The 26820-nt window shown below is 68.5% G+C and carries 26 protein-coding genes and 2 pseudogenes; 9 read left to right on the top strand and 19 right to left on the bottom strand.

Going from position 1 to position 26820, the window contains the following annotated elements:
- Window positions 1-5 precede the first annotated feature (5 nt).
- Both ACWCXB_RS00180 and ACWCXB_RS00175 read left to right on the top strand, forming a co-directional pair.
- A complete protein-coding gene (locus ACWCXB_RS00180; RefSeq protein ID WP_450717305.1) occupies window positions 6-338 on the top strand; it encodes a hypothetical protein in 333 nt (110 codons plus the stop codon).
- A gap of 145 nt (window positions 339-483) precedes the next feature.
- Window positions 484-957, top strand: a complete 474-nt coding sequence (locus tag ACWCXB_RS00175; RefSeq protein ID WP_450717303.1) for a carboxymuconolactone decarboxylase family protein — start codon at window positions 484-486, stop codon at window positions 955-957.
- Between the two features lie 233 nt (window positions 958-1190).
- Here ACWCXB_RS00175 and ACWCXB_RS00170 read toward each other — a convergent pair whose 3' ends face one another.
- The 3 genes from ACWCXB_RS00170 to ACWCXB_RS00160 all read right to left on the bottom strand — a co-directional run bounded on the left by ACWCXB_RS00170 (window position 1191) and on the right by ACWCXB_RS00160 (window position 4007).
- Complete coding sequence (locus ACWCXB_RS00170; RefSeq protein WP_450717301.1) at window positions 1191-1526, bottom strand: hypothetical protein; 336 nt, start codon at window positions 1524-1526, stop codon at window positions 1191-1193.
- A gap of 496 nt (window positions 1527-2022) precedes the next feature.
- Window positions 2023-2523, bottom strand: a complete 501-nt coding sequence (locus tag ACWCXB_RS00165) for a hypothetical protein (protein ID WP_450717299.1) — start codon at window positions 2521-2523, stop codon at window positions 2023-2025.
- A gap of 5 nt (window positions 2524-2528) precedes the next feature.
- Window positions 2529-4007: a polymorphic toxin-type HINT domain-containing protein gene (locus ACWCXB_RS00160; RefSeq protein WP_450717297.1), complete on the bottom strand. Its 1479-nt coding sequence runs from the start codon at window positions 4005-4007 to the stop codon at window positions 2529-2531.
- Window positions 4008-4343: 336 nt separating this feature from the next.
- Between ACWCXB_RS00160 and ACWCXB_RS00155 the strand changes: the two genes are divergently transcribed.
- Genes ACWCXB_RS00155 through ACWCXB_RS00145 form a run of 3 tightly spaced genes read left to right on the top strand, consistent with a single transcriptional unit; the run spans window position 4344 to window position 7452 of the window.
- A complete protein-coding gene (locus ACWCXB_RS00155; protein ID WP_450717294.1) occupies window positions 4344-6368 on the top strand; it encodes a hypothetical protein in 2025 nt (674 codons plus the stop codon).
- A gap of 13 nt (window positions 6369-6381) precedes the next feature.
- A complete protein-coding gene (locus tag ACWCXB_RS00150) occupies window positions 6382-6966 on the top strand; it encodes a hypothetical protein (protein WP_450717292.1) in 585 nt (194 codons plus the stop codon).
- Window positions 6967-7002: 36 nt separating this feature from the next.
- Complete coding sequence (locus ACWCXB_RS00145; protein ID WP_450717290.1) at window positions 7003-7452, top strand: DUF3592 domain-containing protein; 450 nt, start codon at window positions 7003-7005, stop codon at window positions 7450-7452.
- Between the two features lie 130 nt (window positions 7453-7582).
- On the opposite strand, the gene ACWCXB_RS00140 is transcribed toward ACWCXB_RS00145, so the two are convergent.
- Entirely contained in the window at window positions 7583-7972 is a 390-nt protein-coding gene (locus ACWCXB_RS00140; protein WP_450717288.1) for a hypothetical protein, read from the bottom strand.
- Window positions 7972-9369 carry a polymorphic toxin-type HINT domain-containing protein gene (locus ACWCXB_RS00135; protein WP_450717286.1) on the bottom strand — a complete coding sequence of 466 codons (1398 nt, stop codon included), beginning with the start codon at window positions 9367-9369 and terminating at the stop codon, window positions 7972-7974. Before ACWCXB_RS00135 ends, ACWCXB_RS00140 begins: the two co-directional genes overlap by 1 nt.
- A 314-nt stretch (window positions 9370-9683) precedes the next feature.
- Between ACWCXB_RS00135 and ACWCXB_RS00130 the strand changes: the two genes are divergently transcribed.
- From ACWCXB_RS00130 to ACWCXB_RS00120, 3 genes are all read left to right on the top strand, one after another.
- A complete protein-coding gene (locus ACWCXB_RS00130; protein WP_450717284.1) occupies window positions 9684-12167 on the top strand; it encodes a Tox-REase-5 domain-containing protein in 2484 nt (827 codons plus the stop codon).
- 80 nt (window positions 12168-12247) lie between these two features.
- Complete coding sequence (locus ACWCXB_RS00125; RefSeq protein WP_450717282.1) at window positions 12248-12982, top strand: hypothetical protein; 735 nt, start codon at window positions 12248-12250, stop codon at window positions 12980-12982.
- Entirely contained in the window at window positions 12979-13509 is a 531-nt protein-coding gene (locus ACWCXB_RS00120; protein ID WP_450717280.1) for a hypothetical protein, read from the top strand. Before ACWCXB_RS00125 ends, ACWCXB_RS00120 begins: the two co-directional genes overlap by 4 nt.
- Window positions 13510-13540: 31 nt before the next feature.
- Here the strand turns inward: ACWCXB_RS00120 and ACWCXB_RS00115 are convergent, their stop codons facing one another.
- From ACWCXB_RS00115 to ACWCXB_RS00055, 13 genes and pseudogenes are all read right to left on the bottom strand, one after another.
- Entirely contained in the window at window positions 13541-13924 is a 384-nt protein-coding gene (locus ACWCXB_RS00115) for a hypothetical protein (protein ID WP_450717278.1), read from the bottom strand.
- Window positions 13925-14025: 101 nt separating this feature from the next.
- Window positions 14026-14634 (bottom strand): SUKH-4 family immunity protein, encoded by a 609-nt coding sequence (locus ACWCXB_RS00110; RefSeq protein WP_450717276.1) that lies wholly within the window; start codon window positions 14632-14634, stop codon window positions 14026-14028.
- A gap of 45 nt (window positions 14635-14679) precedes the next feature.
- Complete coding sequence (locus tag ACWCXB_RS00105; RefSeq protein ID WP_450717274.1) at window positions 14680-16125, bottom strand: nucleic acid/nucleotide deaminase domain-containing protein; 1446 nt, start codon at window positions 16123-16125, stop codon at window positions 14680-14682.
- Window positions 16126-16436: 311 nt separating this feature from the next.
- Entirely contained in the window at window positions 16437-17048 is a 612-nt protein-coding gene (locus tag ACWCXB_RS00100) for a histidine kinase (protein WP_450717272.1), read from the bottom strand.
- 400 nt (window positions 17049-17448) lie between these two features.
- On the bottom strand, window positions 17449-18168 hold the full coding sequence (locus ACWCXB_RS00095) for a hypothetical protein (RefSeq protein WP_450717270.1): 720 nt from the start codon (window positions 18166-18168) through the stop codon (window positions 17449-17451).
- Between the two features lie 294 nt (window positions 18169-18462).
- A pseudogene (locus ACWCXB_RS00090) lies at window positions 18463-18741 on the bottom strand (GTP cyclohydrolase); the annotation flags it as partial.
- Between the two features lie 145 nt (window positions 18742-18886).
- Window positions 18887-19018, bottom strand: a complete 132-nt coding sequence (locus tag ACWCXB_RS00085; RefSeq protein ID WP_450717268.1) for a hypothetical protein — start codon at window positions 19016-19018, stop codon at window positions 18887-18889.
- A gap of 255 nt (window positions 19019-19273) precedes the next feature.
- Window positions 19274-20344 (bottom strand): tetratricopeptide repeat protein, encoded by a 1071-nt coding sequence (locus ACWCXB_RS00080; RefSeq protein ID WP_450717266.1) that lies wholly within the window; start codon window positions 20342-20344, stop codon window positions 19274-19276.
- Entirely contained in the window at window positions 20341-21210 is an 870-nt protein-coding gene (locus ACWCXB_RS00075; RefSeq protein WP_450717264.1) for a DUF4331 family protein, read from the bottom strand. Before ACWCXB_RS00075 ends, ACWCXB_RS00080 begins: the two co-directional genes overlap by 4 nt.
- A gap of 97 nt (window positions 21211-21307) precedes the next feature.
- A pseudogene (locus ACWCXB_RS00070) lies at window positions 21308-21511 on the bottom strand (DUF4331 family protein); the annotation flags it as partial.
- A 36-nt stretch (window positions 21512-21547) separates the two neighbouring features.
- Complete coding sequence (locus tag ACWCXB_RS00065; protein WP_450717263.1) at window positions 21548-21697, bottom strand: hypothetical protein; 150 nt, start codon at window positions 21695-21697, stop codon at window positions 21548-21550.
- A 371-nt stretch (window positions 21698-22068) separates the two neighbouring features.
- Window positions 22069-22656, bottom strand: a complete 588-nt coding sequence (locus ACWCXB_RS00060) for a TetR/AcrR family transcriptional regulator (RefSeq protein WP_450717261.1) — start codon at window positions 22654-22656, stop codon at window positions 22069-22071.
- Window positions 22657-22890: 234 nt separating this feature from the next.
- Window positions 22891-24402, bottom strand: coding sequence for an MFS transporter (locus ACWCXB_RS00055; RefSeq protein WP_450717259.1), 1512 nt, complete (start codon window positions 24400-24402; stop codon window positions 22891-22893).
- A 485-nt stretch (window positions 24403-24887) separates the two neighbouring features.
- On the opposite strand from ACWCXB_RS00055, the gene ACWCXB_RS00050 reads away from it, so the two are divergent.
- Window positions 24888-25358 carry a hypothetical protein gene (locus ACWCXB_RS00050; RefSeq protein ID WP_450717257.1) on the top strand — a complete coding sequence of 157 codons (471 nt, stop codon included), beginning with the start codon at window positions 24888-24890 and terminating at the stop codon, window positions 25356-25358.
- A gap of 727 nt (window positions 25359-26085) precedes the next feature.
- Here the strand turns inward: ACWCXB_RS00050 and ACWCXB_RS00045 are convergent.
- Window positions 26086-26709 (bottom strand): malonic semialdehyde reductase, encoded by a 624-nt coding sequence (locus ACWCXB_RS00045; protein ID WP_450717255.1) that lies wholly within the window; start codon window positions 26707-26709, stop codon window positions 26086-26088.
- Window positions 26710-26820 lie beyond the last annotated feature (111 nt).

The following is a 26820-nucleotide window of genomic DNA, read 5'->3' as shown; positions in this document are numbered from 1 at the left end:
CCACGATGGACCAGCTCATCCAGGCAGCCCACGCCAGCGCAGCGAGTGACGACTCCCTCGCCCTGCTCGACGCCGTCCTGGCCCTCACCCGCGACCTCTCCGGACGTGGCGACGCGGCCGTCGACCAGGTCGTCAGGCAGGCACGCCAGGGCGAGCACCACACCGCCGACCCAGTACACCTGGTGCGGCTCTTCGGCATCGCACCCTCCACCGCTGTGCGTACGTCCCCGGATGGGTGCGGATTCATCGATGGCGACGCCTGCCGAGATGCCGCAGCGCCCTCGGGACCGCTGTGCCGGCCAGGAGGGCCGCGAGCGGGACACCCAGCGACGGGATGAACTGCCCGCTCATGTCCTCAACTTCGTCCTGGATGGCTCCCGCCGCGGTGCGACAAGGGAGACGCACGTCACTTTCGTTCCTGTCACATCGTGCCGAGCTGTTCCGTCAGGGAGGTGTAACCACAACAACGGCAAGGAGTGCACTATGGATGCTCGCTTGAACCTCTTCGGCAACCCGGTCGCAACCAAGTCCCTGAAGCACTTCGTCTCGGCGGGCAAGGTGGTCTCGGACTCGACGCTGCCGGCCGCGACGCAGGAACTGGTGAAGCTCCGCGCCAGTCAGATCAATGGCTGCGGTTTCTGCACCGACATGCACACCAAGGACGCCGCGCACGCCGGAGAGACCTCGACGCGCCTCAACCTGGTCGCGGCCTGGCGAGAGGCCAAGGTGTTCACCGATGCCGAGCGCGCTGCCCTGGAGCTGACGGAGCAGGGCACCCGCATCGCCGACGCGGCCGGTGGTGTCACCGACGAGGCCTGGGCGAATGCCGCCAAGCACTACGACGAGGACCAGCTCGCCGCCCTGGTGTCTCTCATCGCCCTCATCAACGCCTTCAACCGCGTGAACGTCATCGTCCAGCAGCCCGCCGGCGACTACCAGCCCGGCCAGTTCGGATAACGAGGAACACCTGGCCGGGACCGCCGGTGCCGACTGACACCAGCAGCACACGCCCCGGGCACCGCTCACCGGAGCCCGGGGCGTGCGAGTCGGCCCGCATGGTCCGCAAGGAATGCGGCGCGCCCCAGCTGATGAGCGAGCGGATGCTGCCCATAGGGGGCGCGTCGGCCGGGCGGAGCGCGGCCAGGCGGTCGGGGGTAGGACGGGGCGCCACCAGAGAGTCTTCCCTGCAGCTACAGCCGGCGGAAGACATCGCGGACTTCGCCCGCGACGGCGCTGAGGTTGTCGGCGTGGAGGCGGCCGTCGAACTCGTACGGGTCCTCCATGATGACCGTGGAGGCCGCGTCCAGGACGTCGGCGAAGGCCTCGTGGACCTTCGCGTCTTTGAGCGCCAGGATGACGGCGTCCTGGTCTGCGCCGCGGCGCTTGAGGCTTTCGGCCAGCAGGCGCAGCGCGGCGGCCGCGGCCGGGGCGAGGTAGGCGAGTTCGCTGTCGCCGGTGCGGTCGGCGGTGGTCTCGATGGCGGTGACGGTGGTGGTCGCCGCGATTTCCTTCGACTTCGGTTCCATGGTGGGTCCTCCCCAACGGGAGCGGGTCCGTGAACGTGCGATGGACACGGGCCCGCTCCCTCGTGCGATCTCACGCCCTGTCAAGTGAGACAGATTCACGCTAACGGGGGCGCGGACGGAGCGGCGACTCAAGATCGGCTGATGGAGTCCGCCGACCGTTCCAGGCGTGCGAGCGCCTGGTCACGGACGGTCGGCGGGTTGCATCGTGGCCTCCTGCTGCCGTCGGCGCCCGGTCGGCCTCCAGCCGTCGCACGAGCTTCTCCCAGAACATCAGCGACTCACGCGACCGGTTGACGAGCTCTGCGCAGACGCGTGCCCGGGTCACCCTCCCCTCCGGCGTGCCGCCCCAGTACGCCGAGGGCGCACCCACGTCCACCGCCGGAAACAGCACCGTGGCGCCGCCATGGTGTCCGGCGCCGGCCGGTGCACGGTCAGGAAGTCGTAGAGCATGAACAGGTCCCGTACCTGAGCGTCGCTTCAGGTCAGGCAGTCCGGGTCAGGCCAGATCCACGACCTCGGCAGCGGCGCCGCCTCCGTAGCTGTCCACCCACCGCTGCTCGTCCGCCTCGTTGCCGGTCCTGATGCCGAAGGTCCACGTCGGATCCAGGAAGAGCGTGTAAGAGCCCTCGAAGTCCAGCGCAAGACAGGTGGTGGCGCCCTCGGCGGTCACATACGCGCGCAGCGCGGTGCAGCGCAGCTCGTCCCTGCCGTCCCCGAAGAGCTGCTCCCCGTACGAGGCGACGACGACCTCGTCCTCCGCCTCCACGAGCAGCTCGACGTCGTCCCAGCGGACGGCCGCGACCCGCTCCGAGGCCAGGCCGCCGTGGCCCCCGACCGAGGCGAACCTCAGCAGCCCGTCATCCAGCCGCAGCCACACCACCAGAGGCTGCGGGCGGAACTCGGGGATCTTGTCGTCCCGGTCGATCCAGCCCGGGACGAGGACGTCACGGACACGGTGCTCCCGGAGTACCGCAGCCACCGCATGTCCCACGCTCATCCCGGCTAGCCCTTCTTCTTCGGCACCTTCTTGGTGATCTCGATCGATGTGTCGAGGCCCTCACCGCTCTTGAGAGCCGTCCAGAAGTCGCCGTTCTCCCTCAGGACGATCGTCACCCCCTTGCCACGATAGATCAGGCCCTCCGGCTCGCCCTTCTTCAACGTGCCCTTGCCGACGAGTTCGAACGTGCCGTCCTTGATGGCCTTGGCGATGTCCTCGCGGAAGCGCGGTCCGTCCTCCTTGAGCTTCTTGTACTTCGTGCCCAGGGCGTCCTCGACGAGCTTCTTGTGCCGCAGGAAGTGGTCCTTGAACTTCTTGGCGTCGCCTTCTCCGACATCCGGCTTCCGGGCGGCGTCGACCTCTTCCGGGGACATGTCGCAGTCGTTGTTGTGCACGAGAGCGACGGCCGGACCGACACCCACGTAGTAGGTGTGCAGGCCCTCGACAGCGAGATCGTGCGTCGTCCGCCGCTGCACATAGTGGCGAGCGGTGAGGACGGTCAGGCCGCTGCCGGACTCGGTGCGCAGTCGTGCCCCGGGCCGCACTTCGCCGGCGTCCACCCAGCGCCCCTGGTCCGTGAGCCAGAACGGGTGCGTGTCGGTGGCCGTGATGACCGCGGTGCCGGACGCGGTCCGTACGGTCAGCCGCGTGAAGTCCTTGTCGTCGTACGTGGTGAAGACCGTGGTGACCAGCCGCGTCCCGGTCTCGCCGGTGCTCGGGTCGGTCGCCTTGACACGCATCCCGGTGCGCACGGTCTCGATGGCGGCCCGCCGCCCGTCCGCGAGCAGCACGGGCGTGCCGGGCAGGAAGCTGTGCCTGACGGGGCAGGTGGTCGGTTTCTTGTCCGGCTTCTTCTGTTTCTCCGGGTCGTACTTCTTCTTCGCGTCCTCGAGCGCCTTCTCCGCGTCCTTGACCCGCTTGCGGTTCTTCAGCAGCCCCTTCAGGCCGTCGTACAGGTCCCCGCCGTGCTTCTTGAGCTTCTTGATGAGCTCATACGCCTTCTTCCACTTCCACGGCGCCCCGTACTTCGCCGCCAGCTTCCCGACCGCACCACCGATCAGACTCAGAAGGACATTGATGAGCGTCTGCGTGCACGCCCCCATGTCGCCCTCGGTGATGCACTTCAGCGCATCGGTGATCCCCAGCTCCTCGGCCAGGATCTTCCCGAGCTCCTTGGCGGCTTCCTTCGCCTTCTCGGAGTCCGACTTCTCCGCGGCCTGCGCGTCCTGGAGCTCCTTCAGCGCCTTCTCGTAGTCCAGTTGCTCCTGCGACTTGGGGGTGTCGCTGTCGCCGTCGTCGGATGCGGGATCGCCCTGTGAGCCACCGGTACCGCCGGCCTGGGTCCCGGCGCCGCCACCGCACTCACCGCCGCCGATGCACTCCACCTGCGCCGCGATCTTCTGCGTCAGCTCCGCACCGATGCCCGTCGCCACCAACGCACCGACGATCGCCACCACGACCAGAGCCAGACCCAGGTACTCCAACGCACCCTGACCACGGTCACGATGACGCCGGAGCCCCAGCAACCGAGCCTCCGTGCGCGGGACACGGCTGATAAGCCGCCGGCCCACGCTGCGCACATCCCCCAGAACAGACATGCTCGCGAAACTAACCGGCCGACGCATCACCCGTCATGGGCCCCAGGGCCCACTGCCGGCCCCGGATTCGTGGACGGGCCACGGCAGTTGGTGGGGCCCGCGCACTTGGGCCTGAGATTGGGGCCGGGGGCCCACGTCACCGGAGCCCGGCGCTCGTACGCTCGCGCCGCGCAGGCATGCACGGATTGCAGTACGGGCTTCGGAGACGAGAGAGGTACGGCCGTGAGCGGTGGCGGGGCGTGGGGCAGCGGAAGCGGCAGCGGCAGCGGCAGCGGATACGGACGCGGCGGGTACGTGCCACCCGGGCGGCACGGCCCCGGTGGCTCAGGTCAGTTCTTCGCGCTGATACGCAGCTGGGCAGCAGCCATCATCGTGTACTTCGCCTGCGGACTGCTCTTCGCCAAGGCCCTCCTGGAGCCCCTCGCCACCTCCGAACGGCTGGAGACCTTCGGCTGGCGGCTCGCCCTGCTGCATGTCCCCGGCATCCTCACCACCACGCTGACCGTGCTTGTCGCCGCCCGCGTTCTTCCCGGACCGAAGCGCGACTCCCTCGTCACCCGCCTCCTCGCCACCCTCACCGTGCCCTTCGCCGGCCTCGTCTACGGCTACACCGTGTCCTGGGACTTCCTCTCGGCGGAGGGCCTCTTCATGCCCGTCGTGTCCCTCGCCACCGGCGCCGCCACAGGCCTCGCGTTCGACCGTCTGCTGGAAGGGCGCGGTGCGGACAACCGCACCCCGGCGGCGTATCCGTACACCTGGCGGGACAGCGGCGCGACCGCGCTCGAATACCTCGGCGTGATCGTCGTGGTCGTCGCCCTGATCCTCGCGGTCTCCGCGGCCGGCATCGGCGGCCGCGTGGGTGCCCGGATCCAGTGCGCCGTCGCCTCCCTCATGGGCTCCGGCGGCGGGAACTGCGTCACCGGCCCCGACGGCACCGCCAGGCCCAAGACCGACGCGGACTACGAGCCGAAGCTGTGCCAGGTCTCCAGCGTCTCCGACACGGCGGGCGGCAAGGTGAAGATCGGCTGGTTCGAGTGGGGCGAGGAGTACGGCTTCCAGCAGAAGGTCGCCCAGGCGAACACCGACGTGAACGGGGACGGGAAGGTCGACGGCAACGACAAGCTGGTCTATCTCACCTTCACCGACGCGGCGTCCGCGGGTGTCAACGGCTCCACCCCCGGCGTGAAGCTCGGCAAGCTCGGCAAGGCCGATGTGGACCTCGGCGCCGGCATCAAGGTGACGAACGGCGACACCTGGGTGTTCAAGAGCGAGGAGGACGCCAAGAAGATGCGTGACGACATCGAGGAAATGAAGATGTGGGAGACCTCGATGAAGCACAGCGGCGCATACGGCGGTGGCAACTGGTACGCGGCCAAGGAGTGGGCCGAGAAGAAGGAAGCCATCGAGAAGCAGATCGGCGACAAGAAGATCTCGTACTCGACGATCGGCGCCTACGCCCAGGCGGACGGCGGGCTCGGCATCAAGGCGGGCGACGACACCAAGCTGGGCGCCAAACTGGGCGGCAAGGCCAAGTTCTCGCCCGACGTCACGATCACCAAGGACGACGTCAACGGCAACGAGTCGTACACGTACACCGCCAAGCTGGAGATCGAGGGCAAGGTCAGCGGCGAGGCGGGGCCGCTCGGCGGCACGGCCGGCGCGAAGGACTCGTACACCGGCGCCATCACGGTCACACGCGATCAGAAGACCGGCAAGCTGGTCCGTATCGACATGACGAAGACGTTCGAGGGCACGCAGACGTCGGACAAGACCGAAGTCGGTCACGACAACGGAAAGAAGAAGGAGGACAAGCGGGGCGGCAAGGGCAGCGTCAACGACTCCTCCGGGCCGACCGGCATCGAGGTCCAGACGAACTCGATCGTCTTCGGCAAGGAGAGCGACCAGGGGACCGAGGACAAGCGGGCGATCGCCGAGAAGTGGCTCGACGGCTCCGGGAACAACACCGCCCCGTTCGAGTACATGTTCGGCGATGAGTCGCTTCAGCAGAAGCCCGAGGGGAACGACCCCTTCGAGCAGATGATGTTCCAGGACGGTCTGTCGAGCACGATGAACTACAACGGAGAGACGGATGCCCAGGAGTTCGGCTTCGAGGTCTCGCTCGGCATGAGCCTCGGGTTCTCCATCTCGGACGAGCACAAGAAGGAGACACTGACGGACGCCCAGTTCCTCGGCGCCCCGCAGGGCGACAAGCGCTCCTACCTGCCGTACAGCTACTGCGCGAAGTAAGGACGTAAGGACGATGAAGAACTTCCGAGCGCTGAGCGGAGCGACGGCCGCCGCCCTCTCCCTTGTCCTGCTGACCGGCTGCGGTGGCGGTGGCGGCACGGACGCCGCTGCCCTCCCCGACGGCTGGGGCACGCTCGACACCAAGAGCCTGTCCGTCGGCTACCCCTCGGGGAAGGGCTACAAGGAGCAGCCTGCCGCCGAGCGCAGCAAGCACAACGCCGCGGTCGCACTCAAGGAGGAGGGCGGGCTGCGCACCGGCATGGTGTCCGTCCAGCTGAACTTCGCCACGGGCGTGGACGACGCGGCGGAGGCCGCCACCGCGGCGGGCGCGGTCATCGGCATCGGGGCCACCCGGAAGGACACCAGCGACGTGCGGCTGAACGGTGAGGAGAGCGCGCGGCAGGCACGCCGTATCAACTACGAGTTCACGTCGAGCGGCGAGGAGCGGACCCCGGAGAAGGGCACCCGTATGACGGGTGTCATGGTGGCCGGGGTCGATTCGAAGGGCGTGCCCTTCCTCGTACGGATCAATGCGGTGAAGGACGCCCTGAGCGAGGACGAACTCGATACGTTCGTGGAGTCGATCACCGTCAAGTAACCCAGGCCGTGACGCCGTGACGTAAGGCAGGCAGCGATGCAGATCCTTCCCGGTGGTGGAGCCACGCTCCTGCTGCTCCTCGGCCTCCTCTTCGGGGGTTTCGCGATCCGCTCCGCCCTTCGGCTGCGCCGCGTGCTGTGGCTCGTGCGGCGCGGCGAGCGCGCGGAGGGGCGCTGCGCCGAGCGCCGCATGGTCGACCGCGGCCCGGGCATGGAGCACCGCTACGCCACGGAGTACGTCTTCGCCTTCCGCACCCGTGACGGCCGCGACATCGAGTTCACCGACTCGGCGCCCGGTCCTTTCGGCTTCGAAGTCGGCGCCCCGATCCGCGTCTCGTACGACCCGGCGGCCCCGGACAAGCGGGCGACGGTGGCCGGGCCCGGGGCCTGGGGCCCGCTCATGGTGCCGGCCGCGTTCGCGGTGGGGCTTGGGGTGCTCGCGCTGGGGCTGCTGTACGGGTTCGTGGCGGTGTGGGGGTGGGTGTGACCGGCGGCCTCTGAGCCTCGGACGCCTCGGACGCCTCGGAGGCTCGGAGGCTCGGAGGCTCGGAGGCCTCGGAGTGTCACGGACGGCGCGACGTCGGGCGGAGCAGAGTCGGGCGCCACACCACTCCCCGTCATTCCGTCGGGGTCTGCCCGTAATAGGGCCTGACGGTCCTGGCCAGCTTCCGCTGGATCGATCGCAGCGTCCTGATGGTCCGTTCGTCGTCAAGCCCCGTGGTCGTCCTCCACTCGAAGCCGGTGCCCGCGAGATCGCTGACGAAGACGATCTCCGTAGCCAGGAGCGCACGCGCCCAGTCCACCGGAGCAAGCGCGACATCGTCGGCAAGTGCGGCCCGCAGCCTGCGGCACTGGTCGAGCAGATCCTGCATGGACGCGAATCCCATGCCGATGGCGAGCTGATCGCTGCACCGGGCCGGCCCTCCCCATTCCAGGAGCGCCCGCCGGATCAGTGCGATCTCGTCCTCGGCGAGCAGTTCACTCGCCGGCACGTCTCGTCCCGCCATCAGTTCAGTCCTTCCCAATACTCTTCGAGCGAGGCCGGATCCCGCCGGAAGACCGTCCCGCCGTCAGGATGCATGGGATCGTGGATCACGATGGTCGTGCCGTCCTTGCCGAGGAACGCCTTCCGGCCGCTGCCCAGGTCCTTGGTCCGCGAGGGATTCTGGATCACGTCCTTGGTGAGTTTGCGGAGATCGGAGACCGACATACCGGGGAAGTCCCCCGCGTGCTTGCTGCCCGCGTGCCCGTCGGCGATGTCGTCGGCGTCATCGAGGCGCATCTCGTCCGTGCACCAGTCGTTGTTGTGCACCAGGACGGGGCTGACCCCCGCGAGCACATAGTACGAGTGAAGGCCGGCGACGGTCAGGTCGTGGGTGGTCTGCCGCCGGGTGTAGCGGTCGACCGCGGTGACGGCGAGCGTGCCGCCGGACGGCATGCGCAGCAGGTCTCCGGTCGAGACCTCCCCCGCATCCACCCAGCGGCGCTCGTCGACGAGCCAGAAGGGGTGCGTGTCCGTGGCGGTGACGGTGCCGGCAGGCGTCGTCAGCCGGGTGAAGTCCTTGTCGTCATGGGTGGTGATGACGCGGCTCACGGTGTGCAGGGCAGTGAATCCTGTGGCCGGATCGGTGGCGGCGACCTGGTCTCCGATGCGCAGCGCCTCGATGGGGACGCTCAGGCCGCCGGCGACGAGGACACGGGTTCCGGGCGGGAAACTGTGCCTGGTTGCGGGGCAGGTCGGGCGGTCGTCGGGCTTCTTCTCGTCCGGCTTCTTCTGTTTCTCCGGGTCGTACTTCTTCTTCGCGTCCTCGAGCGCCTTCTCCGCGTCCTTGACCCGCTTGCGGTTCTTCAGCAGCCCCTTCAGGCCGTCGTACAGGTCCCCGCCGTGCTTCTTGAGCTTCTTGATGAGCTCATACGCCTTCTTCCACTTCCACGGCGCCCCGTACTTCGCCGCCAGCTTCCCGACCGCACCACCGATCAGACTCAGCAGGACATTGATGAGCGTCTGCGTGCACGCCCCCATGTCGCCCTCGGTGATGCACTTCAGCGCATCGGTGATCCCCAGCTCCTCGGCCAGGATCTTCCCGAGCTCCTTGGCGGCTTCCTTCGCCTTCTCGGAGTCCGACTTCTCCGCGGCCTGCGCGTCCTGGAGCTCCTTCAGCGCCTTCTCGTAGTCCAGCTGCTCCTGCGACTTGGGGGTGTCGCTGTCGCCGTCGTCGGATGCGGGATCGCCCTGTGAGCCACCGGTACCGCCGGCCTGGGTCCCGGCGCCGCCACCGCACTCACCGCCGCCGATGCACTCCACCTGCGCCGCGATCTTCTGCGTCAGCTCCGCACCGATCCCCGTCGCCACCAACGCACCGACGATCGCCACCACGACCAGAGCCAGACCCAGGTACTCCAACGCACCCTGACCACGGTCACGATGACGTCGGAGCCCCAGCAACCGAGCCTCCGTCCGAGGCACCATCACACGAACCCGCCGACGAACACGTCGCACAACCCCCGCTGGTGACATACACACGACGCTAGACCCCGCAGCAGCCACACGTCGTGGGCTCCTGGGCCCAAGGCGGGTCTCAAATTCACGGCCCCGCAACGCCCGGCTCTCTGCTTGGGTCCGGGGTTGGGCCCTGGGGCCCACGACGTCGCACGACTTCTGGCCATACCCTGACTGATCTTCACTTCCCTTATAGCCAGCGTGGGTTGGGGTCACACATGTCTGCGTTCGGCGGCATATCTGCTTATGGAGGCGCCGTTCCGACGTCCGGCGCGGGGCGGCGGGAACTCCCACGCGAGCTCCGCGTGGTACGTGTGCTGCTCCATGTCCTGTTCGGGGCAACGGTGCTGGGTGGTCTCGGCCTGTTCGGCTCGGCGCTCGCCGCTGACGCCATGGGCGGTCTGCTCATGGGTCTCGCGTTGTACGGCGCCGCGCCCGGAGTGGTGGGCTGGCTGCTCGGGCGACGTGTCTGGACCGGCGGCAGGGGCGTATGGATCGGCCTCGTCGCCGTACAGGGGTGGCTGATCCTCGGCGGTCTGGCCAACATCGGTGACGGGTCGGGGCATGGTTTCAGCCAGCTCTTCCTCCCGGCGCTGATCCTGCTGTTCCTCCTGCAGACCGAGAGCCGTGAGTGGTTCGAGCTGCCGGAGCGGGAGCGGGAGGACAAGCCCGAGTTCTCGCTCTCGCACATGATCACCTGGCGCCGCGACCGGGGCCAGACGGCCCTGGAGTACCTCGGCCTGGTCCTGGTGGTCGCCGCGATCATCGGTGGGCTGGTGGCGACCGGGATCGGCCAGGAGCTGACGTCCAAGATCAGCGCCCAGGTGTGCCGGATCGGCGGAGGCTCGGACTGCGGTGAGGACGGCGACGGCACGACCGTCGAGGCCGGCGACGGAGACAGCGACGACGGAGACAGCGGCGGTGACTCCGGGGGCCAGGGTACGGACGGACCCGGTGACTCGGGGGGAGCAGGGTCCGCCGGCTCAACGGGCGGCTCCACGGGCGGCGCGGACGGTGGATCGACCAGCGGCACAGGCGGCGGATCGACCGGGTCCACCGGATCTGGCGGCTCCACCGGGTCCACCGGGTCCACCGGGTCCACCGGGTCCACCGGGTCCACCGGATCTGGCGGATCTGGCGGATCTGGCGGCTCCACCGGATCTGGCGGCTCCACCGGCGGCCCTGGGGGCGATACGACCGGGGGAACCGCCGGCGCGAGTGACACCTACCCCGAGACCCACGAGGAACCCGAGGCCTCGTACGACGTCCCCGCCTCCGACACGGACGAGGAGTCGGAGGACGGCGACGAGGGCGACAAGACCGAAGAGGAGGACTGCGGCGGCTGGGGCTTCTTCGGCTGCGCCTGGGACCGCGGAACCCAGGTCGTCAAGGGCATCGCCGTCGACGGCGTCTGGGGTGACGTCACAGGCATCGTCGACCTGTTCAAGGCCGAGACCTGGTCCGGCATGGCCGACTACGGCAGCCAGCTCGGCGACCAGTGGATGCAGGACTCCAAGGACGCCGGCGAGAAGTGGGACAACGGCGACTACCTCGGTGCTCTCGGCGACTGGGGCGGCGCCTCGCTCAACACCGTGGTGAAGGTCGGCGACGACGTCTTCGTCGGCGACGAGGTGCGCGACCGCTGGAACAACGGCGAGAAGACCCGCGCCGTCACCGACGTCGTCTGGAACGTCGGCTCCATGTTCATCCCGGGCTACGACGTCGCGAAGGTCGTCGGCAAGGTCGGCAAACTCGGCAGACTGGGCAAGGTCGCCGGCGAGGTGGCCGAGGCCGCCGCAGATGCGGGCAACGCGGCGCGCCGGGCCCGTAAGGCCGCCGAAGCCGGAGATGTCGAGGGCGCCCGAAAGGCGGCGAGGGAGGCCGACGAGGCGGCGGACGAGGCCGAGGAGAAGGCCCGTAAGTCCGGCTGCTCCATCGCCTTCGGGCCCCGCCCGCGCCCCGGGTTCACGGGCGTCGCCGGGTCCGGGACCGGCGTGCTCGCCGCGGGACCTCCGGACCGGGTGGTCCTCGCCGATGACGGTTGCGACACGGAGGCCCAGGCCAAGGCGAAGGAGGCCCGCGAGCAGGAACGGGCCGCCTACCTGGCCAGGAAGCGCGCCGAGGAGCCCACCCGTGTCGTGACGAAGAAGCCGTGGCCCGATCCCAAGCGGAACGACACCTCCGACCCGCGTAACTACAACCCGCCGGACTGGGCCAAGGACCTGAAGGACCCACCCCTTGGTTCGGCCGACAACGCCGACGGCTACTGGGCGAGCCGTGACCGCAACCCGAAGCCGAACTGGAAGAACGAGTCCTGGCTCCGCTACCAGGAGCAGGTCACCGGCACGAAGCGCGGCAAGGAGTACGTCGTCCCGCACCCCAAGGAGGGCAAGCCGGATGTGGAGTACGACGGCTGGGACTCCGGCAGGCAGACGTTCCTGGAGGCCAAGAACGGCTACGGGAGCTACCTTTCCAAGACCGACAAGGGTTCGCTGACCAAGTCGGGCAAGGAGGAGTTCGTCACCGAGGCGCGGGCGCAGGTCGAGGCGTCCGGCGGCCGTGCCGTCGAATGGCACTTCTCGGACCCGGACGTGGCCAAGGCCGCCCGCAAGGCGTTCCGGGAAGAGGGCCTGCCGATCAAGGTCGTCCACACCAAACAGAAGCCGTCGGACAGCACCAGGAAACCTGAGGCGTTTGACTAGCCTGGGCGGGGTGACCCCTTTGGCCGGGCCCGAGGCCCGAGGCCCGAGGGACGAGAGGCGAGAGGCGACGGAGGCAGGACATGCGACGCGTGGTGCGAGGCTTTTGGGGACCCCGGGAGGAGTCGGTCGAAGCACTGGCCGGACGCTGGGAACTGACGCTGAATCGGCTCGCATCGCTCCTCCCGGCGGCCGGGCCCGGCTCCGGGCCGGGCTCCAGGCCGGGCGAGGCCTGGATGTGGCGGCACATCCACGCCTCCGGTCCCGCCACCGAGCTCCGGGCGGACGAGGCATCCCTCCTCGCCGCCCTGCGCACGGCGCAGACGGCCGACGGCTGGTCCGACGTCACCGGCACCGGACTACGGCTCGTCACCGCAGGCGAGCCGGGCTGGGAGATCGAGATCAGCGGCCTGGCGGGCGGTGCCCCGGAGTTCCTCCTCCAGTCGATCGTGATCGGCATCAGCTCACCGGACGACGCGGAGATCCCCGACGCGGAACTCCTCGCCCTCGTCGCCCAGGTGTGGGAGCCCGATTTCGGAGACGTGAGCGACGACGACGTACTCGATGCCCTGGAGGACGACGGTGGCTTCGGCCCCGGCGAGCCTTCCGTCGGCTGGGTCGGCTACCTGTCCCCGGGGCGCGCGGCTCTGCTGCCCGACGACATGAAGGCCACCCGCAAGGAGCTCGGCGACGGAGGCGTCCTCCTCGAGATCGCACAGCAAGGCGACGCCGAAGCCGTGGTCGAGGCTTACCTGCGGCTGCGGGACTCCGGGGCGCTGCAGCCGTTGCCCCGCCCGATGGACCGAGCCGCGCTGTGAGCGTCCGGGCCGGGGAAACGTTCGACGTCGACAGGGCCGTGGCCGACGTCGAGTCGCTGCTGACCGTCCGCGTACCGGCGGCCGGGCCCACGCTCGGCGAGGGAGAGCCGGTCACCGGGGAGTGGACCGTGACCCGGGGTGAGGGTTTCGTGATCACCCCGCTCTGGGAGAGCGGGAGTCTCACGGGGCTGTACGAGCCCGAATGGAATGAGGCGGTGGAGGCGGCCGAGGGGCATCTGGCGGACCTGGTCGGCGAATTGGACCGCCGATGGGGCGCCCACCGGAAGGTCGCCATGCATGTGCCGCTCTTCCGGGAGCAGGCGGACGAGCCCATGCCGCCGCTGTTCCAGGCTCTGTGTGACAACGACAACTATGGCGATCTGACGGTGTGGGGGCCCGTACCGGTGGGCGGAGAGGATGGCGCCGACCGGTGGGTCGGGGTCTCCGTCGGTCACAGCGACGGCGACGCCCCCCTGGTCATGGTGGCCGTCGTCAGCGACCGGCCGATCATCGAACTGGAGGAGTAGCCCGTCATCGGCGGGTGGGCGGGGGTTCGGGTCAGGCGGCGCCGGTTCGCGCCGTGGTGACCGCCACCGTCGTGTAACGCATCGTGAAGCTGCCGCCCATCGCGTCGACAGCGGCCCCGACACCCTCCAGCACCTCCCCCAGCTTGTCCGACGGGAGCTGGGTGAGGATGCCGAGGGTGGCCATCTGGTCCAGCCACGCGTCCCGGGTGTAGGACCACTCCCAGTCGAATCGCCACTGCTCCGGGTCGCTGAACCCGCCCATCTCCCGCATCCCGTCGCCAGTCTTGGTGAACAGCGCCTGGTACCCGTCCAGGGCTTGCTCCGTCATCGCGCGGAGGTCGAACGGCGAGTCGGGCATCACCCGCCGGCAGACCGCGGCGAAGGCTTCCGCCACGTCGGGCGGAAGCTGGAACACGTTCCAGAACGCTGCCAGCCGGCCGCCGGGCCGCAGCACCTGCGCGGCCTTGACCGCACCCGCAACCGGGTCCCTTCAAGGAGCGATCCGGGATGTGTGCCTCAGCTGAGCGCGACGCTCTCCCACCAGCTCAACTCGACCGTAGATCTGGTCTTGGCCCCAGGATCGACGTCCACCGCCCACGCGGCGAACCGCTCCAGACACCACCAGTAGGTCTCGTCGTCCTCGTCCTCCAGCGGACCGACGATGTCCAGGGCCCGCCACCACCGCCAGGCGCACTCCACGAATGCGGTCACCGATGTATTCACAAGGGCGACAGGAGAACTGGTCTGTGTCGCGATGGCGAACACCGCGCCTTCACGCTCCGACGCCGCGTAAAGGCGTCTCGAACTCGTCGCGAGCCGGTAGCCCATGGGTCCCGAAATCCTCGAACGGCCGAGGTCGCCCGCACCGGCGGCCCCTGGTGCGGCCGAGAGATTCACCACCGGCTCGAGTTCACTCTGAAAGTCCGCCGACGGCAGGTGCGATGGTTCCCCGTAGACGCTGAGCAGGGGAAGCCCCCAGCTCATGAGGGACTCGATGTCAGCCGTGGGGAGGTTCCACCGGTGCGCGACGTCCGTCGGACATGTCACCGGAGGCGGCGCGACCGCCACCCCGCCCATGTCGCGCGCGAGCAATTCCTCCAAGTCCCGCTGTGCCTGCTTGTCCATACCCTCGCATCCTCCGGTGAACACCGCATTCGGGCCCTCGGCACGCTACTTGACGACCTTGTACGTCGGCATGCCCGGCGCCTTCTTGTGCTTCTTACGGGCGCCTTCAAGAGCTTCCTTGTCCCTCGCGGCGTTCAATGCCGGGGACATTCCCGGCCGAGGAGTCAGACTCCAGGACACATTGCCCTTCACGTTGGGCCAGTCCCTCCAAACGAGGGCCGCGCAGTCGTGATTGAGGTTCGTACAGGGAGCTCGTTCGCTGTAGAGCGCTTTGACGGCGGTCCGGGGAATGTTGTTGGCCTTGAGATAGTCGTCCAGGACTTCCTCGGAATGGCGGCTCTTCACCCCGGGAGCCGTCTTGCCTTCGCTCGCGGCAACCAGGTACTGCTCCTTGCCACCGATCTCGATCTTGATGACGGCCACGTTGCGCCCGAGCGGGACCTTGCCCTGGATCCGCGCCGCCATGGCGATGTTGGCCATCGGTGTGGAGTCGAGGTCGACCTCCTCACCGCAGTTGCCACCCCCCGGCGCCCTGACCGGCAGTGAGGCAACCCGCAGCGAGGCCGCGGTGGTCGTGACAGTTCCCGACGACGAGCCGGCGACAGCACCAACAACCTTGCCGCGCTGTCCCTGAGGCTGCGCACCAGCCTGGACGAGGCACTTCTTGCGCTTGTTGTCAGGTTTGTCGTCGTCCTTGCCCTTGCCGTCCTTGCCGTCCTTGCCGTCCTTGCCGTCCGGCTTCTTCTCGCGCTTGGGGAGCTTCTTCTTGAGGTCCTCGACCTTGCCCTTGAGCTTGTCGACCTTCTTCTTGGCCTTCCACATCCCCTTCGCACCGCCAATCACGTCGCCGCCGTGCTTGACGATGTTCTCGACGACCTTCTTGCCCTTCTTCCACTCAGTGGGCCAGCCGTACTTCTTGAGGATCTTCGCCGGAAGACCGCCGATCAGTGAGGTGACGACGTTGATCGCCGTCTCACTGCACGAGCTGGGATCGCCCTCGGTGAAGCACTTCACGGCATCGGTGATGCCGAGCTCCTCCGCGAGAATCTCGGCGAGCTTCTTGGCCGCCTCGACGGCCCGCTTCTTCTCGTTCGCGTACTCGCCCTCGGCGGCCTCGAGTTCCTTGACGGCCTTCTCGTAGTCCTTCTCGGCCTGCGTCTTTTCCGTCGACGCCGGCTGCGCTCCGTCGTCGCCACCCGTCCCCTTGGGCCCGTCGGCCTGGGCCTGACCGTCCCCGCCGGAACCACCGCAGTCGCCGCCCCCGCCGATGCACGACACCTGAGCCGCGATCTTCTGCGTCAGCTCCGCACCGATCCCGGTACCCACGAGCGCACCGACGATCGCGACGACCACGAGGAGGAGCCCGAGATACTCCAGGGCCGTCTGACCCGACTGGCCCGACCGGCGAAGCCCTAGGAGCCGGGCTTGCGTACGCGGGAATCGGAGGCGGCGCGCGGGACGACCAGTGAGGTGACGGCGCTGAAGTGACATACGAGCCAAGGTAGTTCGTATGTGCGAACGCAAGCATGGGCCCAAGGACCCAACGCCGGACCCAAACAGAGCTCAGCGCAGTGCATTCGCGAACACTCGCCTCTCAGCTCAGCGCGGCAGCACGACCCAGGACTTGGTCCCCCGGTGCGGCGGTGGCGCGCCGTAGATCCCCCACTCACCGACATCGTCCGCTGTCGCTGTACGGGGACGCCGGCCAGGCACCGACTGGTGGCGCAACGCGGCAATCACCCGAACAGCAACAGGGCCCAGGTCCGCGACCTGGGCCCTGCCTGTGATGATGTGTGAGCGAGTCAGGCGGCGGGGCGTTGGAACCGCTGCTTGAGCGCCTTCCCGCGCGCCTCCATGGTGGCTTCCAGCTGGGCCTTCTTCTGCTCCCGGCGCGCCTTGGCGGTCTCGCGTTCCGCCTGCTCCTCCGCCTCGCGGATCGCCTTGACCTCGGCTCGCACCCGCTCGGCCGGCCTGCGTTCAAGCACCGCATCGAATCGCATGGCGAACAGGTCGATCGCCGCCGTGTCGCGCTCGGCGACCTCAGCAACCAGCAGCGTGCTGCCCGCGCTGACCTCGTCGGCCACCAGGGCCACCAGGCCGGAGCTCTCCGTCGCCCGCCGCCAGTCGGCGCCGCCGCCCACCAGGGCGCCGGTGCCCCAGCCCAGCACCACGCCAAGCGGTCCACCCAGCAGGCCCACGACCGAACCGACGAGCCCGCCGACCAGCGTGCCCTCTCCCGCCCTGGCGTCGACGCCCTCGGGAATCCGCACTGTCCCGTCCAGTCGGCGCTCGACGAGCATCGCGCCCGTGACCTCCACGGTCGGGCCGCCGAGCTGCTTCAGCTCACTGAGCGCCTGGTAGGCGGAGGCCTGCTCGGTGAAGCGGAAGACGACGATGTTCTCGGTCCTGTCCATTGCCACTCCTCAACTGCTCATAGGTCCAGTACGCGGCGGGGAACCTCCGCCTGTGAGACATTATGTATCGAAGATGTTCTGTGAGTCAAGCTGTCTCATAGATGTCGAGTGACGTCGTCGGCATCCCGCGCGCCGCACAAAGGCAAAGGAAGCAGGTGTCGGCTGAGCCAGGTCGACCCCCGTCGCGGCGGGCGGCAGCGGCAGAGATCCTGGGCGCGGGCCTGGGGCGGTCACCCACGCCGCGGCCGCCGAATGCTCCGGTGACGGCAGGGAACACGGTCCACCGCCACTGGCCGCAGGAGCATCTCCCTTCCCGGCCAGTGACCGGCACCGGCTCCGACGACAGCGGGCGGGGCGCCGACACATTTGCCACGGCGAAGCCCGGGACCTTCTTCCCGCTCTAGAGATTCGTGCCGGTGTCGCCCTCGTCGTTCGAAGAGTCTCGCCGCTTGGTCTCACCCTCGGCGGAAGCGCCCTTCTCCTGCCCCTCCAACAACTCCAGGAGCGCAGCGTCTGCCTTTTTCTCGTCTTCCTTCGTCAGCTCGAGAAGGGCGTTGTTGCAGACGGTGTACCGGTCGGGATGAACGATGTTGGTGGTCCTCAAGGTGAACGTCAAAAGCGAGCGCCACCCCTTGCGGTGGCCAACCCTCACTTGGATTCGAACCTTGTAGTCCCGCGCCCAACGGGCATCCGGAACCAACCCGGAAAACGGTGCCTCGAACTCGATGAAGAGTTGTTGCGCTTCTCTGCCGGCCACAACGAATCCAGTCGGCAACTCCGGTTGTTCCTCGTCCGGCCCGGGTTGGAGACGAGATCGTGAAGCCGTCCACAGGAGTGGCAGATGAGAGGCAGGCTCATCGGGGAAGGTCACCCTGAGATCCTGCACGACTATCGGCTTGGCACCGGTGTTGTGAAGGACGAGCGGAAGCCGCAGGCGAACCATGGAGCCGCGGACAATCGCCGCAAAGGAATGAGGCTCCCATGTCTCCAGGCGCCCCTGTCTGGCGTTGAGCCACCAGAATGAGGCGACGGTGAAGACCAGTGCACTGACCGACACAACGCTGGCGGCAGAAAGCGATGAGAACGCGTTCTGATCAGCAGCGGCCATCAGCGGAAGCACAAATTCAGTGTGCCAGCCTCAGGGTGGGTTCGCTAACAGGGTTCGGTGACGAGGGCCCCTTGAGCGACCCGGCCATGCCGACGCGGCGATATCCCGAGGTTCCATGCACCGTACGGAACCTCTGCTCACAGACAGCGAGAGCCCACGACTTACCGAGTACAGCTTCCGGGTTCGCATCGCGACCGCTGCCGCCGCGGACGCGTCTTCCTGCTCGGCGACGCGGCCCATCTGCCTGGTCACGCGCGGCATCGCGTTGACGACAGGGCTGGGCCATAAGCCGATAGGCATCGGCCGTCAGCCCGCCGTCAGTTCCGTCAGCGGCAGTGTGTGCTGGGTGCGGACCACCTTGGTACGGAGGTAGTGGACGTTGTGGGCCGTGGTGAAGACGCCCGTGGGAACGTGCTGGGTCACGGTAAGGCCCAGGGTGCGCAGCTGGGCCGCCTTGTCCGGGTTGTTGGACAGCAGGTCCAGCTCAAAGATGCCGAGGGCGGCGAGTATCTGCGCGGCGGCGGTGTAGTCGCGGGCGTCCTCGGGGAGGCCGAGGGCCGTGTTGGCCTCGTAGGTGTCGAGGCCTGTCGGATTGCTGCTGTCGCTGGGTGCGGTGGCGTTGCGTGAGTCGCGCATGTCGTCTGCTTCTCCGGGTCGGTGGTTGCGGGTGTTGGTTGCGCGATGGGCCGACGCCGGTCGCCGGGGCGGCCCATCGCGCTCGGTCGACTCGTCAAGGAACGAGGATGAGGCGGATCGGATCGCCGATCTTGTTCTCCAGGCGGTGGATCGCCTCGGGGGCGTCGGCCAGGGCGATGTGGTCGGTGATGGACGGGGCCAGGTCGAGACGGCCGCTGCCGGCCAACCGGATCAGCTCGTAGACGTGATCGAACGAGGGCCTTCTCGGGTGGTGGTTGCTGATTCGGAGTGCTGCAGCGGTCCGTGGGACCACAGAGGGGTGAGGGGCGCTGAGAGGGGCCGAGCGATGGGGGGCGTCAGCCGATACGAGGCCGGGCCACGTCTGCCCCTGGCGGGCTGGTGCGGGGTCGGCCGAACGGCATGCCGATCCGTCCGGCCGACCCCGTCCGTGCCCCATATCGCCGGCATCGCCGCTCGGCGGCTATGGGGCAGCCTGTGCAACCCGGTTCTGCGCGAGGACAGCGCGCTGGAACAGGGCATGGGCTCGGGCTGTCTGGCGGAATGCGAGGTTCTGCAGCGCCAGTTGGAGCCCCCGCTCGGCATCGGCCCCCACGGTGAGCCAGAAGTCGGCCGCGTGGTCGGCGTAAGCCTCCGGGTGACGCAGCACCAGTTCGTCGTAACGCGCTGCCGCGCGCTCGCGCCACTGGTCCGCCTCCTGGAAGCTGCCGCCCGCGTGCAACGCGGCCGCGAGGTGGGCTGCATGCTCGGGGTCGTCGCTGCTCTGCGTGAGGGGACGCAGGAGAGCGACGGCGGCCTGAGGGTCTCCGCGCAGCAGCTCGACCTCGGCCAGGTGGCCCAGTACCGGCGCGTAGTCGGGCACCCGGCGCCGGGCGGCCTCGTAGCACGCACGGGCCGCATCGAGATCTCCCTCGCGGTGCCACATCACACCGCGCCGGAAGTCCAGCTGCGCGAGCGGAAACGGCGAGGTCCCCTGATAGTGGCGCCGCGCCTTGCCGAACAGCCGCTCCGCTTCGGTGACCTCCCCGCGCTCGGCCTGGAGTACGGCGAGCGCGCCGAGCGTCGTGAAATCGCTCTGCCGCTGCGCCGCTGTGCGGATCAGGGCCATGGCATCCGTGTAGCAGCCGAGGGCCTGCAGGACGACGGCTCGTTCCGCGTCCAGTGTGGCCTCCTCCGCGCCGCTCCGGCCCGCCGCGCCGAGGTCGGCAACGGCCTCGGCGAAGCGGTGCAGGGTCGCCCGCGTCCTGGCGCGGGCGAGCAGGGCCGTGCCGTCCTCGGGTGCGACGTGCACGAGCTGTTCGGCGAGTTCCGCGGCCCGCTCGTAGTCGGCGACGCGGCCCAGGATGTGGCCTCGGAGGTTGAGGAGGTCGACCAGGGCCGCCCCTTGCACCACCGCCAACGGAGCCCCCGGCGTCTCCCCGGTAAAACGGCTGAGCCGCACGGCCAAGCCGTCGATCTGCCCGTTCAGATTCGTTACGGCGATGGTGCCGCTCGTCGTGACCGGCTCCCACTCCTGGGTAGACGCCCCGGTCATGCCGCTTCCTCGCGGGGAGGGAGCTGCGCGGCCAGACGGGCCGCCAGGTCCGGCGGGGTCGGGTTGGGAGCGTTCAGGTAGGGGAACCTGCGGGTGGCCGGCCGAGTCGGCTGGTCGACGCCGTCGCTGATGCGCTCGCCGTCGACGCCACCCACCATCAGCGTGAAGAGGGTGTCCACGATGTCGTCGTTGGGCGACCGGCCACCGCAGGTCGTGTGCGGACGGCCGGCGAGCAGGGCGGTCTCGATCTCGAAACAGCCGTCCTCGGAGAAGGGCTTGGACAGGTCGACGACGAGGAAGTCCGCCAGCAGCAGTTCGGTCAGCGGGTGAGCACGCTGCTCGTCCAGCGGCCAAGCGGTCTTGCCGTCCAGGCCGTCGTAGAAGGCCAGGTTGGCGTTGAGCCGTGCGCGGTAGGCGCCCGCATAGTCGGGCCGCACGCTGAAGGCGTCCTCCTCGTTGAAGAGGTCGCGGATCTCCAGATCGCTGTTGACGGTGTCGAACTTCTTGGGCGACATGACCACGTTTTTGATCTCCGGCCGGCCCACGCGCTCCAGCCGCACCGGGCGTCCACCGGAAGTCACGGTCTCGCCGACGACCGCCACCAGCGAGCCGGCGGCCGGACCGAGCACCGCGGCGTCGACTTCGAGCACGATGCTCAGCGCGTTCAGGCCCTCCAGAACGTTGCCGGCATCAGACCTGAAGCCCAGCTTCTCCGTTGCCTCGGTGACCATCACTCCCACGAAGTCGATGAAGAACGGGTCGAGCCGCGACCCGGCGAAGATCTTCAGTCCCTCGGCCTCGGTGGGCACCTCGTTGCCGACCTGGAAGGCGACCTGGCGGCCGCCGGGCGCCCGGCACGTGCCCATCTGCACCGTGGTGTCCGGGCCGTCGAGCTGCAGGGGGGGCGTCGAAGGTGAAGTCGAAGCTGTACTCGTCCTCGCCGACGGTGAACGCCGCAGCGGCGCCCTCGCTCCCGGGCGTGACCGGCCGGACGCGGAAACGGTATGTGATCGCATCGGAGAACAGGGCCGTAGGGGCCGAGGCCGGGAACGTGTTGAGGACGAGCACCAGGTTCCCCGGCCGCTCCGGGCTGGGGAAGGCATACACGTCGGCGATGTCGGACACAGGGTCGGCGATGGCACGCGGCCCGGAGAAGTGGTCAGCCATGAGAAACGCTCCTTGGCATGTTGATCGTGAGAGATGTCAGGTGTCGAGGTCGGAGATCCAGCGCAGCGCCGACAGTCCGGGCATGAAGCAGTACTCGCCACCCCGGTTGACGACGAACGGCGGCAGCCCCTTGAAGCGGCGGCGGATCGGCCTGCGCGGGACGGTGAACCCGCCGTCGTCGTTCACTCCGACCAGCGGGTCCTTGTACGCGAACGCGGTGATATTGGCAATATCTGCGGATAGTCGAGAAATCTCCCTTTTCGCGCCCCGTATGTGAGACAGATTGACTCACAGAGAGACTATGGGTCAACTTGTCTCAGAGCGACCTGCGTCACACCGGTTCGGTTTCAAAGGTGTGCAGTGATCGGATCGAGGGCACCCGCACCGGACTGCGAGCCGATCGGTTCGCGCCGACAGGCTCGGCCGACTGCTGCTGAAGCGGTCGGGAAACCCAAAGGTGACAGAACCCTCGCAGCTCTGCATGGGTGCGAAGGACTGCCACCTTGATCAGCCCCGGCCCAACGGAGGACAGCCAGCCACGCCGGGACTCAACGACGCTAGGACCAGCCCCGCAGAGCGGCATCCACGACGGCCTCCACGGTGTCACGCCCCAGGCGGTTTCCGGCGAGAAAGCGCTCGAAGAACAAAGGACCCACGGTAGCCATGGCAAAGGTCTCGGGGGTGACGTCGGACCGGAGCAGGCCGCGCTCCACGGCCGCGGCAACAGCGGGACGCAGGTCATCGGCGATCTGGTTCAGCAGCGACTCCCGGAGGCGGCGCATGCCTTCGTCATGCCGTGAGCCGCCGAGGATCTCAGCAAGAACGGCACCGGACTGCTCATCGTCCCACCGCTCGTCCAGCACGCCCAGACGGTGAACGAGCTCCGCTCGCGGATCGTTGCCCGAAACGGCCCGAAGCTCCTCAGGCATCGGAGGCAGAGGCGGCATGCCGGCTTCCAGCGCGGCCAGGCGGAGGTCGATAAGGTTGGGCCAGTGCCGATAGACGGTGGCTCTGCCGACGCCGGCACGGGTGGCAACCGCTTGATGCGTCACGGCCGCCAGCCCGCCTTCCGTGAGCAACGCGGTGGCCGCCGAGACCATGGCATCACGGCTGCGCAACAGACGCGGATCAATTCTGTCTTCCACCCCTCCGTTCCTTTCTGCGAGACAATACGACTTGCAACTCACTATGGGACATTCTGTCTCAGAGGGGGAGAAGGGGCAAGCCGCAGAGAGTCTGCACGACTCTCCCGGGGGCTGCCCCGTCGAAGGTGCCGGGACACTTCCCCCTTTGATCCCTTGATCCCTCGTGCACCGCAGCTGTCGCAGCAGGTGACTGCAGCACGGCCTGCGCCCCTCTCAGACAGACCCGTTCGTTGATCACATGTGAACGACGGGCGCGGCGTTCTCGTCCTGCTGGGGCACTCCACGGCGGTAGAGCAGGGCGGTCACGCCCAGGCCGATGACGAAGATGGCCGCCGACCACCAGTAGGCGGTGGAGTAGCCCTCGAGGCCGGCCTCGGCCAGGACGCCGGGGTCCTTGGGGTTGCGGCCGGAGAGGTGGTCGGTGACGGCTTCGGAGGCCATCGTGCTGAGCAGGGCGACGCCGATGGACCCGCCAACCTGCTGGACGGTGTTGACGGCGGCGGACGCGGCTCCGGCGGCGGACGCGGCCACGCCGGAGGTGGCCAGGCTCATCGCGGGCGCGATGACCGCGCCCAGCCCGATGCCGACGAGCACCAGCTGTGGCACTACCTGCGTCACGTATCCGCTGTTCAGGTCCAGCGCGGTCATCCAGACCAGGCCGGCGGCCGCAATGGCCATGCCCAGCGGTACCACCGGCTTGGGGCCCATGCGCGGCACCAGGACGTTGGCGGCCACGGCGGAGGCGGACGACGATGCCACGATCATGGGCAAGAAGGCGAAGCCGGTCTTCAGTGCGCTGTAACCGAGGCTCTGCTGCAGGTAGTAGGTCAAGAACAGGAACACGCCGAACATGCCCGCGCCGCTGACGAAGAGGGCGGCGAAGGAGGCGCCGCGGTTACGGTCCAGCAGGACCCGCAGGGGCAGCAGCGGATATGCCGCCCTGCTCTGCCGCCAGACGAAAAGGGCCACCAGTACGGCGCCGGCCGCCAGCATGCCCCAGGTCGCCACCGAACCCCAGCCGTGCGTCTCGGCGTTCGAGAAACCGTAGACCAGGCAGAACAGGCCGGCGGAGACCAGCAGGGTGCCGGGGACGTCGAGCTTCGAGGACGTGTCTCGCGGGGTGCGGTGCAGCAGGGCTGCGCCACCGACGAACGCCACCACCGCGAAGACCACGTTGACGTACATGGTCCAGCGCCAGTCCAGGTACTCGGTCAGCACCCCGCCGAGGATCAGGCCGATGGCTCCACCCGCACCGGCGACCGAGCCTGCGACGGTGAAGGCCTTCGCCCGCTCGCGCGGATCGGTGAAGGTGGTCATCAGGAGCGACAGCGCGGACGGAGCCAGCAGGGCGGCGAACAGGCCCTGGATCGCACGCGCGGTGACGAGCATGCCGAAACCGTTCGCCGCGCCTCCCAGTATGGAAGCGGCCGCGAAGCCGGTCAGACCCACCAGGAAGGTCACCTTCCGCCCGACCAGGTCTGCGACCCGGCCGCCGAGCAGCAGCAGGCTGCCGAAGGCCAGCGCGTAGGCGGTGACCACCCACTGCCGGTCGGCGTCCGAGAAGCCCAGGTCGCGCTGGGCGGACGGCAGGGCGATGTTCACGATGGTGCCGTCGAGGACGCCCATCAGTTGGGCGAGGGAAATGACCATCAGAATCCACCAGCGGCGCTGGTGTGACGGGTCGACAGGAACCTTCTCCGGTGCGGTCTCAGTGCCGCGAGCGGCGGCGGTGGCGTTCTGGGGCATGGGGACAGCCCTCCAGACAGCGGACGGGGGTACGGCGGAAAGAGAAAGGGACAAGAACGGGCGGAGAGATCAGGTACGGCGTGCTGCGCGTTGGGCGGGCACCATGCGCCCTCTTCGGCGGCCAGGTCGGGAACCTGGGCACCCGACGGCCGCACGGCCGTCGGTCCGCCGCAAGCCACGTCTTGGCTGCTCAGCAGGCCGGCACGCCAAGGCCGCGGCCAGATCCGGTGAGCTGCACCTCAGTGTCGCGAACCCGAAGTTGGACATTTCTGGACATACTCTGATATCACTGTACTTCCATACGACGTATGGAACGCAGAAGGAGTGCCGCCGAATCGGCGGCCTCTGTTTTGGCTGGTGGCCGCCGGCTGTGCCCTCACAAGGGGTGAATCTCGCCGATGCGGCTTCGACATAGATGGCGCACCGCACCACCTGCATAAGCAATCGCCGGGTTTGCGGACGACGCCAACACGAAGGAGATAACCATGAGGAAGCTCACGAAGCGCATGTCTCTCGCTGCCGCCTCCGCCGCGGTCGCGGGTGGAGCCGTGCTCGGCGCCGGGGGCACCGCCTCGGCCGCGGTTCCTGAGTCTGCGCACGTGCAGCGCCCGACCGTCAGTGTCGAGGCCGACGACTACCGCGGGGAGCGTGTGGCCTACCGGCACAACTCCGAGGCGGACTACCGCTGGGACGGACACCGCACCCGGCACCACAGCGACTGCAACACGGACTCGGTCCGGTACGACCGTCGTGGTCACTTCTACTACTGGGATGACGAGGACTGCGGCTGGAAGCACGACAGGTCCTACCGCTACGACTGGGACCGGTCCGACCGCGACTCGGACCGGAACGACCACGACCGCGACTCGAACCGGTACGACCACAACCGCGACTCGAACCGGTACGACCACGACTCCAACCGGTACGACCAGGACCGGGGCCGCGACAACCGGTGAGACAGGCGCCGTTGGCACGGGTGGACTCGGACCGTGCACGTCGCCGGTGATACCCGTTGGCGGCAGGGAGGCGGCCGCTGATTCATGGATCAGCGACTGCTGACCGCGCCCGGGGCGGCAGGCAGGAGGGGCTCAACGGCACCCTCCTGCCTGCACTCGTCGTGACCTCTGCGACTTTGCCGGTGCCGTTCGACGCCCGGAACTCGCGTCGACACCCCCTGGCAGGAGCGTGTGCGTCAACTGACGCCACATTTCCGCGCCTTGGCGCACCGCCCCCAAACTCGAGCGACGAGATCGACACGATGAACGGCTGCTGCGCAGCGAGAGCCGCGCACCTCTGATCACGTTCTGTCAATGGTGAGGGAAGACCGCACCTGTCAGCCGCGCCCACGGCCACCGGCAGCCTCCGTTCCCGATGGCGACGCATATCCGGCTCGATGAGCCGCGCTGAGTGGGCCCGCGCCGCCGGGATGGCCGCCTTCATCACCGCGCTTCACGTCATCGGGTGGTTCACGCTGGTGGCGATCGTGGCCCCGGAGCACCACAGCCTGGGCAAGAGAGCAGGAGAGCCAGCACGAAGACGACGCTGGAGTAGGGCGCCGGTACTCAGGAGAGCACCGGCGCCCACGGCATAACACCTCTCACCTCTACGCCGATCTACGCCGACCGCGCTCGGGTGCTCGGACTTCGGATCCCGATCCCGCGCAACCAGGCGGCGGCAGTGCCGTCAGGCCCAGGCGACGGCGTCCTCGACGGGCACGCGGGGAAGCCGCGGGAACCACGGGTCGGCACCGGGGTGACCGATGTTGACCACCAGATGCGAGCGCCAGCTGGTACCGGCGAAGAACTCCTCGTCCACGCCGGCCCGGTCGAAGCCCGCCATGGGACCGGCCGCCAGCCCCGCTGCGCGCACGGCGAGCAGGAAGACCCCGGTCTGCAGTGCCGAGTTGTAGGCGGCAAGGGTCTCGCGCGTCTCGATCTGGTCGGCGAACGCCGCTCGCAGCATGTCGCCGCGAGCCGGGAAGACGGTCGGCATCTGCTCGTGGAAGTCGACGTCGTACGCCAGGATCGCCACGGCCGGCGCACTGAGCGTCTTGGCCCTGTTGCCCTCGTCGAGATGCCGGACCAGTCGCTCCTTGCCCTCGTGGGTGCGCACGAAGAGCACGCGCAGTGGCTGACCGTTGGCGGCGCTCGGCGACCAGCGGGCGAGTTCCCAGATCGTGGCGAGTTCGTCGTCGGCAACGGCCACCTCGGCGAAGGTGTTCGCGGTGCGGGCCTCGGTGAACAGCACCTTTCGTCCGGCGTCGTCGAGGACATCGAGGGCCTGCGGTGCGCGGTCGGTCATGCTCATGGTTTCTCTCTTACTTCGGTTGCCGACCCTCGTCATCGCCGGCGGCGCGAGCAGCCACGTCAACCAGGAGCACCTGGCCCGGCTCGCCGAACAGATTCCCGACGCACGGCT

The sequence above is a fragment of the Streptomyces sp. NPDC001514 genome, assembly GCF_053597075.1.
This window is presented reverse-complemented; position numbering and strand designations above follow the sequence as displayed.